Here is a 17,483-nt window from a genome sequence, read left to right on the forward strand (position 1 = left end):
AATATAGTCAATGTAAAATAAGTCAAAAACTTGTTTTACGGAAGGTTTGCGAACTTTATTATGAGAGATGTTATTAATTTTATTAAAAAGTATAATAATTTTATTATTATTGGGCACAAAGATCCTGATTTTGATTGCATAGGTTCGTCTTTGGCTTTATCGTCTTTTCTCTCAAGAATTGGTAAAAATTCTGTTTTGTTAAATGAAGGTCCTTTTGTTAGGAAAGAAATAATTCCTTTTAAGGATAAGTTTTTATCTGAATGGCCCAATATTGATATTTCGGAGTATTCGGTTGTTATTTTAGATTGCTCAATTTTAGATAGGATAGGCGATGAATTTGTATTTTATGTAAAGGATATGCCCATTTTAGTAATCGATCATCATATGTCTGGTGAAAAATTAGAATGTGTAGGCTATATTGATCCTTTTGCCCCCTCTACTACTTTTTTAATTGAAAAATTGATCAGAGAATTTGGATATGATCTTACAAAAGAAGAGGCTTGGTATATTTTAGTAGGATTTTGCACTGATACTGGTTTTTTTAAATTTATTTCAAGAAGTGATCCAGAGCCTTTTGAAATGGTTGCAAGATTAGTTTCAAAAGGAATAAGTCTTAAAGAAGTTTATAGCTATATAGAAACAACCAAAAGTCTAAAGTCAATAGAAACTCTTAAGTTAATGCTTAACAATCTTGAATCTTATTGGAATGGCAAGGTTTTGTTTACATTTTTATCTTCTTCTAGTTTTGGCAAAGATGGTGGCGTTAGTGGAGTCAATGAGCTTTTTTATATGATTTTAAGCAATGTTGAGAATAATGAAATTTTAGGTATTTTAAAAGAAATGGAAGACGGTTCGATTATAGTTGGACTGAGATCTAAAGATTCTTTTAATGTTGGAGAATTGGCAGAAAACTTTGGAGGCGGGGGGCATAAAAATGCTAGTGGGTTTAGAATCAAACAAGGCTCTCTGGAGATCGTAAAAAATCGAATGCTAGCATACATTAAGGATAATATTTGTTTATAATATTTCTTAAAGGGATTGTTCCTTTTGGATTAAAATCATTAGTTAGCGTTAAAAATCCAGATCTAAATGCCAGAGGTGTTGTTCCATAAATAATTACTATGTTTTTTATCCAATTTAATTTTTTAATATATTGAGGCGTAAGAGATACAATTACGCTTATTTTATCTTTATATTCTTTCAAATTTTCTAAATATTTCAAGCTTCCGGGTGTTGATAAACTAAAGATGACTTGCTCAAATTTTTTAATTATTTTTTTTATTTCGTTGAGCTTTTGAGGATTAATGCTGTTTAAGGGATAATAGTTGTAATAATAAGCATATGTATTTTGAAATATTTTTTTGCCTTCTGTAATCATTTTGTAGTAAGGAGATATTATAAGGGTTTTTTTAGTTTTAGATATTTCTTTTTCTATTCTTACTTTTGTAATACCCCTTAATGTGTTTTGTTCAAAAAATTTTTCACCTTCTTTTGAATATATTTTCTCATTTTTATTGAAATTAGGATAAAGATTAGATTTATTTTTATTTTCTTTTAAGTATTCCAATTTTATTCTTAATATTCTTTTATTAGATTCAATAATATTATTTTTTATTTCTGAATCTTTTTTCATTAAGTTTAGTAACATATTGTAAGCATTTTTTTGTATATTTTCATTTAAAGATATTAAAAAAATATCACTTTTGGCTCTAACTATTCTTTCAATTGTATTGTAAATGCTCTCATTATTATATTTTGCTGCGTTCATTAATAAGTCATCAGTAATTATTATATTATTGTATTTTAATTTCTTTCTCAGTATATCTTTAATTATTTTTGTTGAGGATGATGCGGGAATATTTTCTCCATTTGTAAGCTTTGGATATGCTAAATGGCCTGTCATTATTACCGGAATGTTTTCTTGGATTAATATTTTATATGGCAAAAGTTCATTTAAATTTATTTCTAGTAAATTAGAATTTATTATTGGAATATTTATATGGGAGTCAAGAGTGGTATTGCCGTGTCCCGGGAAATGTTTTGCAGTAGAAATTATTCCTCCTTGCTTTTGTCCTTTGTAAAAGGCCAGAGAAAGAAGCGATACTATTTTAGGGTTATCCGAATATGTTCTTGGACCTATTGTGAAATTATTTTCGTCACTATATATATCTACTATGGGCGCAAAATTTAAATTTATTCCAAGCCTACTCAGCTCTTGTGCTATATAATACCCTGTATTATAAGAATCTTTTGGAGAAAGAGATGCTGTAATTCCAAGATTACCAATTGTTTCTGATGTATTTGATTTTATGTGCTGTGTCCATCCACCTTCTTGATCTGTTGCGACAAATAAAGGAATTTTAAATTTATTATTTTGAGATATTTTTTGCGCTTTGTTAATGCTTTCCGCTAAGTTTTTTAAATTTTTTGCGTTCCATCCAAAAATTTTAATTCCTCCAAGGTTTTTTTTACTTATAAAATCAAGAACAAAATTTGTTATTGATTGATTTGGATAGCTTATCATGAACATTTGCCCTAGTAGTTCATGATCTTGCATTTTGTTTACCATTTCATTTATTAGTTTTTCTCTTTCCATCGTATCCCAAAAATCAATGGAAAAGCAGTTGTTAGCTATAAAAAGGATAATAAGATAAAAATTTCTTTTCATTTAACCATAAAATAATAAATGCTAATATATTATCTATGTTTATTAGCAAATCATTTTGTATTATACTTTATAATAGTGCTTTTTAATAATAGCATTGACAAAGCATTATTGAATTTATACACTTAATAAAAGTTTAAGCTGATGTAGCTCAGTTGGTTAGAGCACTCGGCTCATATCCGAGTTGTCGTGGGTTCAAGTCCCTCCATCAGCATTAGGGGTTGTAAATGGTAGTGGGAATTATTCTTGCAAATGGATTTGAAGATATTGAGGCCATAATTCCGATTGATATTTTAAGACGGGGTAATGTTCATATTAAAGTTATCAGTGCAAATGATAACAATGTTGTGATAAGTTCAAAAGGAGTTTCTTTTTTAACAGATGATGTAATATCAAACTGTAAGGAAAATTGTTTTGATCTAATAATTCTCCCAGGAGGCATGCCTGGAGCCACCAATCTTTTTAATTCAAAAGAATTGGATTTGATTTTAAAAGATATGAATGCTAAGGGTAAATATATTGCAGCCATTTGTGCTTCTCCAGTAGTAGTGCTTGCTGCTAAAGGTCTTTTAGGATTTAATAAGTTTACATGTTATCCAGGTTTGGAAAAAAATGTGCTTGATGGTGAGTTTGTAGATAAAAATGTTGTTATAAGTGATAATTTTATTACTTCTAAAGGTGTTGGAACTTCATTTGAATTTGCTTTTACTCTTCTTGAAATTATAAAGGGAAAACAAATAATGGAAGATGTTAAAAAAGCAACCTTACTTTGTTAGAGTTCAGCATAAAACTATTTAAAATGCTTATAATAATAAAATCAAATTTGGGTTTTAAAATTGCAAATTATAAATTTTTTGGAATTAAATTATAAATGTCTTCAAGAATGGTTAATTCTTCGTTTGTTGGTATTACTAGTATTTTTGTTTTGCTCTTAATGGTTGATATTTCGGATTCTAAATTCTTGTTTTGGGCTATTTTATTTTTTGCAAGGTCCAGTTCTATTCCAATTTTTTCAAACCCTTTTAGCGCAAACTCTCTTATTTTATAATCAACAACCCCAATTCCGCCTGTAAAAACTATTGCATCAGCATTAAAGTCAAGAGCAGCAATGTAAGATCCAATATATTTTTTTATTCTATATGTCATTATTTCTACTGCAAGCTTTGATTGATACTCTCCTTCTTCAATTTTGTTCCAAATATCTCTCATATCATTTGATTTTTCAGAAATTCCTAGTATACCGCTTTCTTTATTTAATATTTCTTCAATTTGTTTAGTGCTTTTGTTTAATATTGTGCTCATTAAATTAATAATTGATGGATCTATGTCTCCACTTCTTGTCCCCATTGCAAGGCCTTCAAGCGGAGTAATTCCCATACTTGTGTCATAAGATTTTCCATCTTTAATAGCATTAATACTTGCTCCATTTCCAAGATGTAATATTATTAAATTTAGATTATCTATTTTTTTATTCAAAATTTCTGAGGTTCTTTTTGTTATGTATGAATAAGAAAGGCCATGAAAGCCATATTTTCTAATATTGTGGTTTTTATACCAAGAATATGGAATTGCATAAAGAAAAGCGTGTTCTTTTATAGTTTGATGCCATGAAGTGTCGAAGCACAAAACTTGTTTTGCGTGTGGTAAAATTTTAAGCATTGCTTCTATTGCTATGATTGCATTTGGGTTGTGAAGTGGAGCAAGTTCAGAAATTTGTTTTAATTTATTTAAAATACTGTTTTTAAAAATTACTGAATTTTTAAGGCTTGAGCCGCCATGTACAACTCTGTGTCCTATTATTTTAATTTCACTAATAGTTTTAAGAATTTTTAAATTTCTGTTTAGCAGTATTTTAAACATTTTCTCTATTGCTTTTTGGTGATTTTCAATTCCTTTATCAAATCTTTCTGTTGTTGATCCATCAGTATTTGTAATTTTTATAATTGATTTTTTTGATTTTATTTTTTCAATAATTCCAGATATTAATTTTTTTGAATTTTCATATTGATAAATAGCAAATTTTAACGAAGAGCTTCCTGTGTTTATGATTAATATTTTCATTTTTTCCCTTTTTTATTTGACAAGCTATGTGTCTGTTTTTAGTAAATTAATATTTTTATATATGTAATTTATTTTGTCAGATTTTTCAATATTTTTAAAGCTTAAAAATATTGATTTTTGATACGAGGGATTTAATATTAATAAATTAGGATGTTTTTTAAGTATTTCTATTATTTTCCCCATAGGGATGCTTTCTATATTTTTATATTCTATTTCCAAGGTTCTGTTTGTTTCTTTTAATTTTGTTATGTTTAAATCTTTTGCTAAAATTTTAAGTTCAGCTAACATTAACAAACTATTTATTTCTTTAGGTATTGGGCCAAAGTTGTTGCTGAGTTCTGATCTTATCTTTTTGCTTTCTTCTTCAGTTTGAATTTCAAAGATTTTTTTGTAGATTAGTATTTTATCCTGTTCATTTTTTGCATAATTGTCAGGAATAAAGCCGCTATAGTTAATTTCAATATCAACTTCTTTTTCTGATGAGGCTTTTCCCATTTTCTTTTCAATTGCTTTATTTAGCATTGTTAGATAGTAATCCAATCCAATCGACTCAATTTCTCCATGCTGTTCTCTTCCAAGCAAATTTCCAACACCCCTTATTTCCATATCTTTCATTGCTATTTTAAATCCTGATCCTAGATCTGAAAATTCGGTTATTGCTCTTAGTCTTTCAATAGAGCGTTCATTTAGCTTTTCGCTATCTTGGTATAAAAAATAAGCATAAGCTTTTTTAGATCCCCTTCCAACCCTTCCTTTTAGTTGATATAGCTGTGCAAGTCCAAACTTGTTTGCATTGTTTATTATTATTGTATTTGCATTTGGAATGTCTATTCCATTTTCAATTATTGTTGTTGCCAATAAAATTTGATACGCTTTTTTAATAAAATTGTGCATTATATTTTCAATTTCGTCTCCTGTAAGTTTTCCATGAATTATTGCAATTCTTGCATAAGGAGTTAATTTTTCAATGAGCGTTTTTAAATAATACAGTTCTTCAATATTATGATTTACTAAAAAAACTTGACCATTTCGAGATAGTTCGCTTTCAATTGCATGTTTTATTAAAAGTTCGCTAAACGATTCTAAATAAGCCTCTATTTTTACTCTGTTTTTAGGTGGAATTTTTAAAACAGAAATATCTCTAAGCTTAATTAGGGACATGTGAAGAGATCTGGGAATTGGTGTTGCAGAAAGAGCAAGACAATCAACTGAAATTCTTATTTCTTTAAGCTTTTCTTTTTCTTTTACACCAAATCTTTGCTCTTCATCAATTATTATTAATCCTAAATTTTTGCAGGTGAATTTTTTTGAAAGAATTTTGTGTGTTCCTATGATTATATCAATTTCCCCGCTTTTCAATTCTTTTAAAATTCGGTTTTCTGTGTTATTTTTTATAAATCTGCTTAATACTTCGATTTTGATTGGAAAATTTTTAAATCTTTTTTTGAATGTATTAAAATGCTGTTCTGCTAAGATAGTTGTTGGCGAGAGTACAATAACCTGTTTGTTTCCCATTACAGCTTTAAAAGCGGCTCTCATGGCAACTTCAGTTTTTCCAAATCCAACATCTCCACAAAGAAGGCGATCCATCACTTTGAAGCTCATCATGTCTCCTTTTATTTCTTTTATTGCTGTTATTTGATCTGGAGTTTCATCGTATGGAAATTCAGATTCAAATAACAATTGTAATTCGTTATCTTCTGGGTATTTAATACCTTTAATGCTTTCTCTTTTTGAATAAAGCTCTATTAATTTGTCTGCAATCTCTTTGATTCTTTTTTTTGCGTTTGCTTTGTTTTTTATCCATGTTTTAGAACCAATTTTATCTAATTTGATATTTTTAGGATCACTTCCAATGTATTTTTGAATTAAATTTGTTTGTTCAATTGGAATAAATAACCTTTCTCCTTCAGCGTATTCAATCTCAATATAATCCTTTTCAAGAGAGCTGGTTTTTATTCTCTTTATTTGCCTAAATATACCAATTCCATGGTTTATGTGAACTACATGGCTATTTTTCTCAATCTCAACAAAGGAGTCAATAGCTTTTGTTTTTGAAGATTCAAATACTTTGTTTATTTTTTGTCCCGTATTGAAAATGTTTGATTCAAGAATAATGGCAATTTTTTCTTTTTCTATTATTAAAGAGCTAGATATTTTTAAAACCTCAATTAATACTTTTGGTAATTCTTTGAAAATATATTTAAGTTTTTCTTTTTGCGATTCAGATTCTGCTGCAATAATGATTTTAAATCCATTTTTTAGCCAATTTTCAAATTCCTCTTTTGTAAGCGCTATATTTGAAAAAAAGTTCCTCTCACTTTCGATTTTAAATTCTATAATTTCTTTGGATTTAGGGCTTTTAATCTTTGAAAATAAAACGTTGCTTTTTAGATTGAAGGTTTTAGAATTTAAGAGAATTTTTTTAGGATTAATTATATTTTTACCGACTTCTTTTGCTTCTTTATAAAGCTTTTCGTATTCTTGGTGTATTTTTTCAATTTCTTTTTCTAAATTATTAATTTCAAAATTTACAATAGGTGTTTGTTTTTCAATCTCATCAATTAAGTAGGTATTTGCTACTAGTGGATAAAACATTTCTTCTGTTTTTGTTTCTTTTTTTAAATTTAACTCTTCAAGAATATTTTTATATTCAATAGATTTAATTTTTGTTTTTAAGGTGTTAATAGCTTCATCGTTCCAAATAATTTCTTTTTTTGGAGGAATTTGGAATTCTAAAATTTCATCATCTTGTTTTAGTTGGGTTAAGGGATTGAATTTCTTTATTTCTTCTATTTTGTTAAAATTTAGTACAATTCTTATTGGATTTTGTTCTCCAAAAGGGTATAGATCTATAATTTCTCCTTTTATTGTAAATTCTCCTGGAATTGTTACTCTTAGTGTTTTTTCATATCCCAATGTTATAAGAGTTTTTTCAATGTCTTCTGTATTAATATTGGTATTTTTTTTAATTTTATATATATTCTTTAGTAATGTATTTTTATCAGGTATTTTGCTAAGCAATGATTTTAAGACTGCAATATATATTCCAGGATTTTTTTTATAAAAATTGATTAAGAATTTGATTCTTTCGTTAAAGATCGTACTTTTAGAGCCAATACCCTTGTATACAAGGGGGCTAAAATAGTTAAGCTCAAAGATTTGATTTGTAATTATTTGTAAATCATTTTTAATTTTATCTAATGTGTACTCGTCTTTAACTATTAATATTATTTTCCCAGTTTTACTATATTCTTTGATTTTTTTAATTAAAAAGGCTTTGAAAAATCCTTCATATCCTGTTAATGAAAAAAATGTATTTTGTTCTAAAAATTCTTTCATTTTTTTTAAATTGGAATTATTTTCTAATATTCTTGTTAGTTCTTCATCTATATTCATTTTTTACCTTTTTGTTTAATTAATTTAGTATAATAATATACTATAGGTATTATTACTTTCTTTATATATAATGTGGTTAGGTTTTGAGGGGAGCTTATGAATATTAGAAAATTGCTTTTTTGTATCTTTTTTATAAATATTTCTTTTGTTTTGTTTGCAGGGGATTACAAGGGCCTTGATTTTAAAATCAAGTTTTTTAATCAATCTATTTATCGTGTTAATAGTAATGTTTTTATTGAAGTTTCTCTTAGCAATGCATCTGAGAGTGTTTTAACTTTAGAAATAGGCGATATTAATTCTTTTGGCTTTGATTTTGATGTTACTGATACCACCAATATTAAAGTTAAAAGACCTATTGAATATGTTAAAAAGAGATCTAAAAATGTTGCAATTCCTGTTAGAAATATGAGCTTGAGACCTAATGAAAAGTTTTCTGTAGTTATTAACTTAAATCAATTTGTTAAGTTTAGTAAAGATGGAGTTTATTTTGTTAAGGGCATTTTTTTCCCAGACATTTCAGATCCATCTAAGAAAAAAGAATCTAATATTATTACGCTTTTTTTAAATGATAGTTTTGATGAAAATCCAGGCAGTATAGATCTTATTAATTTGTCTGAAAATAATGATATTCAAGATATCTTGAAAAGGAAAAAATTGTCTCCCGATGAGATTGTCAAATATTTATTAAATGCATTGCAGCTTGGAAAAAAAGAAAAGTTTTTTTTATATCTTGATATTGAAGGCTTGTTATTAAATGACAAAGGCAAGGCATACCTTTATAAGCAAAAGTTATCACCTATTCCTAATAAAAATGTAGTCGAAGAGTATAAAGAATATTTGTGGAATTCTAATAATTCAGATATTTCAAAAGCACCAAATAAATTTTCTCTTATTGAGACGACTTATTCTGATACTTCGGGTAAGGTGATCGCTGATTTATATTTTGACGATGGGCATTTTTACATTTCCAAAAGATATACTTTTTTCTTCAAAAAATATGATTATTATTGGATAATTTATGACTACATTGTTCAAAATACCGGTATTAAGGAAAAGTAAAACTTTTTGTATTTTGCAAATTATAGAACTTATTATATTATTTTATTTTTTAATAATAAGTCCTTCTGATCTTAATGCTGATTTTGAGTATAAGGTTGTCAAAGGGGATACTCTTTTTTCAATTGCGATTAAGTATAAAGCCAAAGTAAACGATCTTAAAAGGATTAATAAACTAAGTGTTGACAATATTAAGGTAGGTCAAATATTAATTATTCCAAGTGATTCTAATTTAAGTAAAAATATTACCCATAAAATCGATCGTTCTTTTAGTTTGCAAGAATCTGTTAATAAAGGGGTAATTTTTTATACTACAAAAGAGGGTGACACTATTGAGAGTATCTCAAAGCTTGTTGGACTAAGTCAAGAAGAGATAATAGCTTGGAATGATTTGCCTTCTAAAGATCTTAAGGTTGGAATGAAGCTTGTATTAACTGAGCCTGATTTTTTAAAGCCTTATGTAGTTAAGAAAGGTGATTCGCTTTCAAAGCTTTCTCAGGATTTTGATATTAGTTCTAAGGATATTTTAAAATTTAATTTTATTAATGATGATAAATTAAAGATTGGCCAACAGCTTTTCTTAAAGAAGGCTACTAAGAATGTTAATTTTCATTATGTTAAAAGAGGGGAAACTCTTGGCAGAATAGCTTATATTTATGGTGTTACTGCTAAGGATCTTGTAGCTCTTAATGGCAATCGGGCTATTAATCTCAAAGCAGGTTCATTGCTAAATGTTTTAAAGATTGTAAATAAGGATTTAGAAAAACCTTTTAAGGGAGATTTAAAAATTGATAAAAAAATAGATAATAAGTTTATCTATCATTCAGTTGCTGTAGGTGAGACTTTGTATAGCATTGCCAGACATTACGGTGTTTTAATTGAGGATCTTAAAAATTGGAATAATTTAAGTAGTAACAATATCATGCACGATCAAAAATTGAAAATTTTTGATAAAAAGCTTTCAATTAATTCTTCTATAATTAAAGCTAAAAACGATTTACATATTAAAAACAAGGTTGATTCTAGCTCTAATTCTTCTAATAAAGTTCAAACAATAGTTAATCTTCCCTCAAGCAAAAACAAAAAGCTAAATTTAAATATTTTTGGAATTGCTGCCAATCAAGATCTTTTTGATATTAGCTCTTTGGTTATTTTAGACCCCAAAATACCGATATTTGAGGTTGTTGGTGATTTTTATTATTGGTATAAACCAAGAAAGATAAGTCAGCCAAGTGAGTTTTATTCAGAAGATTGGCATTCTCCTTTGAATTCTTATAAAAAGGCAACCCAACTTTTCAAAAGTTTTGAAAAGTTGGTAAATTTTAGGTTTAATAAAGGATCAAGACTTAAGGATAAGTTAATAATTCTTGATCCAGGTCACGGTGGTCTTGATCCTGGAGCTATTGTTAAGTCTAGAGATGGTCTTGGGAATGAAGTTTTTGTTGTTGAAGATGAATATGTGTATGATATTGCCTTAAGGCTTTATGTATACCTTAAAAAAGAAGGAGCGAATGTTGAATTTACTATTTTAGCCCCCGACCATTTAATTAGGAATAGTGTTTTTGCTAATAATACTTTTGTTAATGTTAAAAACGAGGTTTACAATGATTATGACCTAAATAAAAATGATACTGTTGACTCCTGGATAAACGGCACTCCATCAGGCCTTAAAAAAAGATTGGTCGTTGTTAAAAACATTGTTAATAAATATAAACATATTAAAGATAAGGATATAGCCTTTTTTAGTTTGCATGCGGATAATAGTGTTGGGGCGCCTAAGAGTATGGGGTTTTATTATCAAAAAGATGACGAGAAAAAATATGATATTCATTCAAAGTCTGCAGCAGAAAAAATTACAGAAGGAATGAAAAGAAGTTTTTATATTAAGGGTCAAAATCTTCATGTTTTAAGAAGCAATATAGTAAGGACTAAGCTTTTAATAGAAGTTAGAAATTTAGCATTTCCAGAGGAAGCTTGGTCTATTAGATCTTCTAAGCTTAGAGATCAAGATTCCCAAATTCTTGCTAATGGGATTTTAAAAATATTGGAAAATAATTGACAAAAATTTTTAAATTTAAGATAATATTTTTAGTGTTCAATTTCCCCTATAGCTCAGTGGTAGAGCGGGTGGCTGTTAACCACTAGGTCGGAGGTTCAAGTCCTTCTGGGGGAGTTAATTAAAGCTAATTGGTTTTTTAGATCTATTTTTGTTATTTTAAAGTAATTAAGTCTTTCTAAGAATTTTTTATTATTTCCATGTCCCAAACAAAGGTGTTTTTGTATTTTTTGTCTCTTTTCTTTTGAGTTTTCTCCTATTATGCCAAGTTCTAACAAATCGCTTAATGTTAATAAATCTTTTTGATTGTCTTTAGATAAAGTTCCAACCCTTTTAAGTATCTTTATTATTTCTGTTTTATTTACCGATTCAACTTCAGTGTCTTTAGTATTAAGATATGCATGTTTGATTTTATTATTTTCTCCTAAATGTTTGACTATTTTTTGTCTAATAACATTTCCAGATTTATCGCTGTCTGTTAAGATTATTATTCCTTTGTATTTTAAGGCTTTTTTTAACAATTCAATAGTTTCAATTTTTAAGGCAAAGCCTTTTGTTTCTATTACTGTGCAGTCAAAAGATTCTTTAATTCTTTTAAGATCATCTTTTCCCTCAACTACAATTATTTCTTTTATTTTTTCCAATTAAATTCCTTTTTCAAAGAAAGCTCTTAGCAATTTAATTGCTTCTATGTGGTCAACTATTGATGCTGTTTCGCGCAAGGAATGCATTGCCCACATTGGTGTTCCAATGTCAATAGTTTCTATTCCTGTTCTTGCATTTGAAATTGGTCCAATTGTTGTGCCTGAAGGAACATTTGCTTTCATTATTATTTCTTGAATCTTAATATTATTTTTAATAGCCAAGTTTTTTAATTTTGCAAATCCTGTTGAAGTTGTTGCATATCTGAAATTGGCGCTATTTTTTACAACTACGCCTTTACCCAGAGTTGCTTGATAGTTTGGATCATGTTTAGATGTATATCCCGGATGAATGCCGTGAACGCTGTCAATCGATATATTAAATGATTTGTTTGTTTTTATTAAATGCTCTTCTCTAGTTAAATTAAGAGCAAGATCGATTCTTTCTAAAACTTCTGATAAAAAATTAGAATCAGCGCCCCTTGAGGTTAAAGATCCTATTTCTTCGTTGTCAAAAAATACAGCTATTTTATTTTTATCATTGCTTGTATGGACATAAGAATTCATGATTGCATGGCATCCTGATTTGTTGTCAAGATTTTTAGAAGCTAAAAATTCTCCTTCAGTTCCTATTATTTTGGAAGGTTGTGATTCTGTAAATATTAAATCACAAGATAAAAAATTTTCACACTCTATTCCAAGTTGTTCTAAGATATTATCTTTTATTGTTTTTTTAGTACTACTGATTACTGTTAAATTGTCATGAGTATTGTATACAAATCCCTCGTTAATTTGTCGATTTAAATGGATTGCAAGGTTTGGAATAATTCCTATGTTTTCAATATTGATTAATTTTGAATCAATATGCTCATTTTTTTTGAAATATACAATTCCTGCTAAACTTAAATCTCTATCAATCCAAGTAGAAATTATTGGACTACCATAAACTTCAATATGGTTGTAAAACACACTACTTGTTTTTTCTGTTGCATCTATTTTTAATTTTAATCCCGGACTGTCTGTATGTGCTGTTGCTATTAGAAACGGCTCATATTTTTTTTCTATATCAATATTAAAGGCAATAAGGCTAGTCCCTTCTTTTTTTATGTAATACGATCCTGTTTTAATTTTCCATTTTTCATCAAGTTTTAATTGTTGTGCATTAAAATAATTTATTAATTTCTCCTCAATATAGTTTACTAAGTGATAAGGGGTAGGGCTATTGTCTAATAGGCTTTGAAAAAATTTTGGTTCTAGTGTTTTATCGTGCACCATAGTTGGTTCTCCTTTAATTTTATTGCTTTATAGTTATATATTCTATTATAATAGTTTTTAACTGTTAGTTAGGAGTTTGTTATGAGAAAGTGTTTTATTAGCTTAAGTTTATTGTTTATTTTTTTTGCTTGCAGCTCTAATGTTGAAATTGAGTTAAATGATGATATTAGTGGTATTGTTTCAATATTTGTTAATGTTAATAGAGAATTTGAAAAAATTAGAAAAGAACTCTTAACAACTTTGGTGGGAGGAGAAATTGCAAATATGCCTCTTTTCCCTGTAGATGAAATAAAAAAATACTTTAAAAATGGAGAGGAAAAGCTTGGGCTTAAGCTTTTGAGTATTAAAACTCAAGGAGATTCTATTAATTTGGTTGTTAAGTTCGATAATTTGATTAAAATTTTAGGCGATTATATGAAAAAAACTGATATATCTGTGTTTAAGATAGAAAAAAAAGATGGTAAAAATATTATTGAACTTGATATTAATTTGGAAAACGCTACTAAGAATATTCATGAAAATAAAGAATATATTAGTGATGCGCTTGCTGCGCTTTTGCCATCTGATGAGATTCCAATGTCTGCCAAAGAATATAAAGATGTTTTGGTTTATTTTTTATCGGATTTTACTTCCAAAGCAAGTGAACTTATTGACAATTCAAAACTTAATCTTATAGTTAAGACTTCTAGAAATGTTCAAGAACAATTTGGATTCAAACAAATTAACTCAAACACACTAAGGTTTGAAATGGATATGGTTAAAGGATTAAGTCTTGAAACGCCAATAAAACTTAGATTAGTTTATTGACTGGGTTCAAGAATATAAACTTAATCGTTTATATTCTTATATTCTTTTTTAAAAATTCCTATTAAAATAGCTGTTATAATAGATCCTACTAGGATAGATGTTATCCATATTAATGGGTTTACTACTATTGGTAGAATAAATATCCCGCCATGTGGTGCTATAACCTCTACTTTGAAAAGCGCAGAAATAAATCCTCCTACAGATGAGCCTAATATGCATGCGGGAATTACCCTTAAAGGATCTGATGCTGCAAATGGAATTACTCCTTCTGTAATAAAGCATGCTCCCAAAAAATAACAAACTTTTCCGGATTCTCTTTCTTCTTTTGAGAATCTGTTTTTAAATAAACTTGTGGCAAGAGCAATTCCTATAGGAGGCGCCATTCCTCCTGACATTATGCTTGCATGAGGAATATAATTTTTTGCAGTTATCATTGCAATTCCAAATGCGTATGCAGCTTTATTTACAGGGCCTCCCATATCTATTGCCATCATTCCTCCTAGCAAGGCTCCAAGTATTGCCATATTAGTTCCGCTAAGTTGATTGAGCATGCTCGTTATTGATTCATTAATAGCAGATATTGGACTAAGCATTGTATATATTAAAATTCCTGAAATTATAACTGATAAAAAAGGATAAGTTAATACTGGATTTATTCCTCTTAAATTGCTAGGAATGATTTTGTCAGATATTTTTTTTACAGCTAGTGTAACGTAGCCTGAAATAAATCCTGCTAAGATGCCTCCTAAAAATCCTGCATTTCCATTGCTCATCATTAATCCTGTAATCATTCCAGGCGCAAGTCCTGGTCTTTCTGCTATGCTAAATGAAATATAGCCAGCAAGTATTGGGATCATTAAAGCAAATGCGCTTCCGCCGCCGATTTGCATCAGAATATCTGCTATTTTATTGTAGCTTGGATCGTTTATGTCAAATGCTTTTATTCCAAACATGAATGATATTGCTATTATTATTCCTCCTGAGACTACAAATGGAAGCATAAATGAGACCCCATTCATTAGATGTTTATAAATTCCCGTTTTTTTGTTTTGTTTTTGGAGAGTTTCAGCGGTTGTGTTTGTATTACTTTTGTAAATTTGAGCTTCGTTTTTAAGAATTGTTTGGATAAGCTCTTTTGCTTTGTGTATGCCGTCTTTTACTCCCACTTCGATTAAAGGTTTTCCTATAAATCTTTCTTTATCGATAGTTTTGCCAGATGCAATAATGACTCCCTTTGCTTTTTTTATTTCTTCTTCTGTTATTGGGTTTTCGGTTCCACTAGATCCATTTGTTTCTACTTTTATGTTTATATTTAATTCCAAAGCTGCTTTTTTAAGACTTTCTGCTGCCATATAGGTGTGAGCTATTCCCACAGGACATGCCGTTACGGCAAGAATGAAATCTTTTTTTGTATTTAAATTATTAAATTCATTCATATTGTCATTACTCATAATTATTTCTAAAAATCTATCTTCATTATTTGTGCTCATAAGCTCATGTCTTAATAAGTTATTGCTAAAAGTATTACTTAGGTATGATATAGCCTTTATGTGTGCATTGCTTGGGGTTTTTTCGGGAAGAGCCATCATGAAAAACAGTTTTGAAAGTTTTTGATCAGAAGAGTTGAAGTCAAATCCATTACCAGTAACTCTTAAAATAGCAATTCCGTGTTTTTTTATGAAGTTACCTTTTGCATGAGGCATGGCTATATGCTCTTCAATGCCTGTTCCGTTAATTTCTTCTCTTTTTTCAATTTCTTTTATAAATGCTTCCATGTCATTTAAGTATCCATTTTCATTGAACATACTAGCCATTTTTCTAATTACATCTTCTTTGCTAGTTGCATTGTAATTTAAAACAATCAAGTTTTTTGAAAATAAATTTTGCATAATAATCACCTTTATATATTATATAGTGTATATACATTTATTAAATTTTACATTTATTTAATTAATTTTATCAATCAAAGGAGATTGTCTTGATATATACTTTAACACTTAATCCTTCTGTGGATTATAAAATAGTTTTAAAAGAATTTCAGGAAGGAAATCTTAGTTATACTATAAATAACAATTTTTTTGCTGGCGGTAAGGGAATAAATGTAAGCACTGTTCTTAAAAATTTTGGAAAGCCCAGCACAGCTTTAGGATTTTTGGGAGGCTTTACGGGTGATTATATAAGATTTTCTCTTGATTCTAAGGGCATAAAAAACGATTTTATTAAAATAAAACATAATACAAGATTAAATATTAAAATGATAGCAAAGGGCAAAGAAACAGAAATTAATGCCAATTCTCCAGATATTTCTGAGAATGAATTTGAACTTTTGAAAGATAGGCTTAAAAGTTTAGCAAATAATAGTATATTGGTGATGTCTGGAAGTGTTCCTACAGCTCTTAGTAAGAATGCATACAATGAAATAGTTAATAGCATCTCTAATGATGTTAAGCTTATTATTGATACTAGTGGCAAACCTTTACAAAAAATTCTTAGATTAAATCCCTTTTTAATAAAGCCCAATATTTATGAACTTCAGGATCTTTTTAATGCTAAATTTAATTCTATAGAAGAATTAATTAAAATCGGGAAAAATCTTGTAGAAAGTGGGGTTCAAAACATTATAATTTCCATGGGAATCGACGGAGCTATTTTTATTGGCAGTAAAAATATTGCTTTTAGGGCTTTTGTTCCAAAGATTAATTCTGTTAGCACTATTGGAGCAGGAGACTCTGTGATTGCAGGATTTGTGTATGCTTTTGATAATGGAAGTACTTTGGAAGATTCATTTAAATTTGGTGTTGCAGCCGGTACAGCTACGGCATTAAAAGGTAATCTTTGCGAATTTCAAGATGTTAAAAAGATGCTTTGTGATATTAGGGTTGAGAGGATTTGTATTTCTTGATTTTTTTAAACGGATTGGGGGGGGTGATTTTGAAACTTTACTGTAGCTTTTTAAAAGCTACAGTATTTAGTTTGCTTAAATTTTTAATTTTGATTTATATAATTTCTTTGTTGCTAGGGCTAATCCTGTAACTACTAGCAATGCAAGTATAGCCATGCTTGCAAAAAAGCCTGTTTTGTTTGTTTGAGATATTTTTGCAGCAATTTCTGTAGTTTGTTCATCGCAAATACAGTTAACATATCCGCATATTGGGCAGATCTCTTCTACTCCAAATTGGCTTAAGTTTTTATTTGGAATTACATTTTCTTTTGCTATTGCGTTGGTTTGTGCGAAAACAGATGTTGAAATCAATAGTAAAGCAGTGAAAAATAGACATTTTTGTAGATTCATTTTACATTCTCCTTATAGATTTTCTTTTTTTTAATTACTTAAATTATAACTTTTAAATTAAAGATTTGTAATTTTTTTTAAAAAATTTGCTAGAGACTCAATAGATTCTCTAAGAAAAGCTGTTGACACAATAAAATGTAAAATTTATCATCGGGAGCGACGGGTCTCGAACCCGCGACCTCCTGCGTGACAGGCAGGCGTTCTAACCATCTGAACTACGCCCCCAAAGCC

Annotated in this window: 13 protein-coding genes and 3 tRNA genes; 8 read left to right on the forward strand and 8 right to left on the reverse strand. The window is 28.6% G+C overall.

The genetic code is table 11. From position 1 onward, the window contains the following. Nucleotides 1-60: 60 nt before the first annotated feature. On the forward strand, nt 61-1,023 hold the full coding sequence (locus Bmayo_RS03120; RefSeq protein ID WP_075552278.1) for a DHH family phosphoesterase: 963 nt from the start codon (nt 61-63) through the stop codon (nt 1,021-1,023). Here Bmayo_RS03120 and Bmayo_RS03125 read toward each other — a convergent pair. Then, entirely contained in the window at nt 1,001-2,596 is a 1,596-nt protein-coding gene (locus Bmayo_RS03125; protein ID WP_075552279.1) for a glycoside hydrolase family 3 N-terminal domain-containing protein, read from the reverse strand. The two genes, Bmayo_RS03120 and Bmayo_RS03125, sit on opposite strands and share 23 nt — an antisense overlap. Before the next feature lie 209 nt (nt 2,597-2,805). Here Bmayo_RS03125 and Bmayo_RS03130 point away from each other — a divergent pair. Both Bmayo_RS03130 and Bmayo_RS03135 read left to right on the forward strand, forming a co-directional pair. Next, nucleotides 2,806-2,879: transfer RNA gene (locus Bmayo_RS03130), tRNA-Met, on the forward strand. 13 nt (nt 2,880-2,892) lie between these two features. Then, entirely contained in the window at nt 2,893-3,441 is a 549-nt protein-coding gene (locus Bmayo_RS03135; RefSeq protein WP_075552280.1) for a DJ-1 family glyoxalase III, read from the forward strand. A gap of 67 nt (nt 3,442-3,508) precedes the next feature. On the opposite strand, the gene Bmayo_RS03140 is transcribed toward Bmayo_RS03135, so the two are convergent. Beyond that, nucleotides 3,509-4,726: an acetate kinase gene (locus Bmayo_RS03140; RefSeq protein ID WP_075552281.1), complete on the reverse strand. Its 1,218-nt coding sequence runs from the start codon at nt 4,724-4,726 to the stop codon at nt 3,509-3,511. A gap of 24 nt (nt 4,727-4,750) precedes the next feature. Continuing rightward, entirely contained in the window at nt 4,751-8,125 is a 3,375-nt protein-coding gene (gene mfd, locus Bmayo_RS03145; protein WP_075552282.1) for a transcription-repair coupling factor, read from the reverse strand. Between the two features lie 96 nt (nt 8,126-8,221). On the opposite strand from mfd, the gene Bmayo_RS03150 reads away from it, so the two are divergent. The 3 genes from Bmayo_RS03150 (at nt 8,222) to Bmayo_RS03160 (ending at nt 11,354) form a co-directional block, all read left to right on the forward strand. After that, complete coding sequence (locus tag Bmayo_RS03150) at nt 8,222-9,184, forward strand: hypothetical protein (RefSeq protein WP_075552283.1); 963 nt, start codon at nt 8,222-8,224, stop codon at nt 9,182-9,184. Next, complete coding sequence (locus Bmayo_RS03155; RefSeq protein WP_075552284.1) at nt 9,144-11,240, forward strand: LysM peptidoglycan-binding domain-containing protein; 2,097 nt, start codon at nt 9,144-9,146, stop codon at nt 11,238-11,240. Before Bmayo_RS03150 ends, Bmayo_RS03155 begins: the two co-directional genes overlap by 41 nt. A 42-nt stretch (nt 11,241-11,282) precedes the next feature. Continuing rightward, nucleotides 11,283-11,354, forward strand: a tRNA-Asn gene (locus Bmayo_RS03160). Here Bmayo_RS03160 and rnmV read toward each other — a convergent pair. Beyond that, nucleotides 11,336-11,881, reverse strand: a complete 546-nt coding sequence (rnmV, locus tag Bmayo_RS03165; protein WP_075552285.1) for a ribonuclease M5 — start codon at nt 11,879-11,881, stop codon at nt 11,336-11,338. The genes Bmayo_RS03160 and rnmV overlap by 19 nt on opposite strands. Further along, a complete protein-coding gene (locus Bmayo_RS03170) occupies nt 11,882-13,153 on the reverse strand; it encodes a M18 family aminopeptidase (protein WP_075552286.1) in 1,272 nt (423 codons plus the stop codon). 81 nt (nt 13,154-13,234) lie between these two features. On the opposite strand from Bmayo_RS03170, the gene Bmayo_RS03175 reads away from it, so the two are divergent. After that, a complete protein-coding gene (locus tag Bmayo_RS03175) occupies nt 13,235-13,960 on the forward strand; it encodes a hypothetical protein (protein ID WP_075552287.1) in 726 nt (241 codons plus the stop codon). Between the two features lie 20 nt (nt 13,961-13,980). On the opposite strand, the gene Bmayo_RS03180 is transcribed toward Bmayo_RS03175, so the two are convergent. Then, nucleotides 13,981-15,849, reverse strand: a complete 1,869-nt coding sequence (locus tag Bmayo_RS03180; protein WP_075552288.1) for a fructose-specific PTS transporter subunit EIIC — start codon at nt 15,847-15,849, stop codon at nt 13,981-13,983. 89 nt (nt 15,850-15,938) lie between these two features. Here Bmayo_RS03180 and pfkB point away from each other — a divergent pair, with 89 nt between their 5' ends. Beyond that, complete coding sequence (gene pfkB / locus Bmayo_RS03185; RefSeq protein WP_075552289.1) at nt 15,939-16,862, forward strand: 1-phosphofructokinase; 924 nt, start codon at nt 15,939-15,941, stop codon at nt 16,860-16,862. A 75-nt stretch (nt 16,863-16,937) separates the two neighbouring features. Here the strand turns inward: pfkB and Bmayo_RS03190 are convergent, their stop codons facing one another. Beyond that, a complete protein-coding gene (locus tag Bmayo_RS03190; RefSeq protein ID WP_075552290.1) occupies nt 16,938-17,252 on the reverse strand; it encodes a hypothetical protein in 315 nt (104 codons plus the stop codon). A gap of 151 nt (nt 17,253-17,403) precedes the next feature. Further along, nucleotides 17,404-17,477: transfer RNA gene (locus Bmayo_RS03195), tRNA-Asp, on the reverse strand. Nucleotides 17,478-17,483 lie beyond the last annotated feature (6 nt).

This window comes from Borreliella mayonii, from assembly GCF_001945665.1.
Classification (GTDB): Bacteria; Spirochaetota; Spirochaetia; order Borreliales; family Borreliaceae; genus Borreliella; species Borreliella mayonii.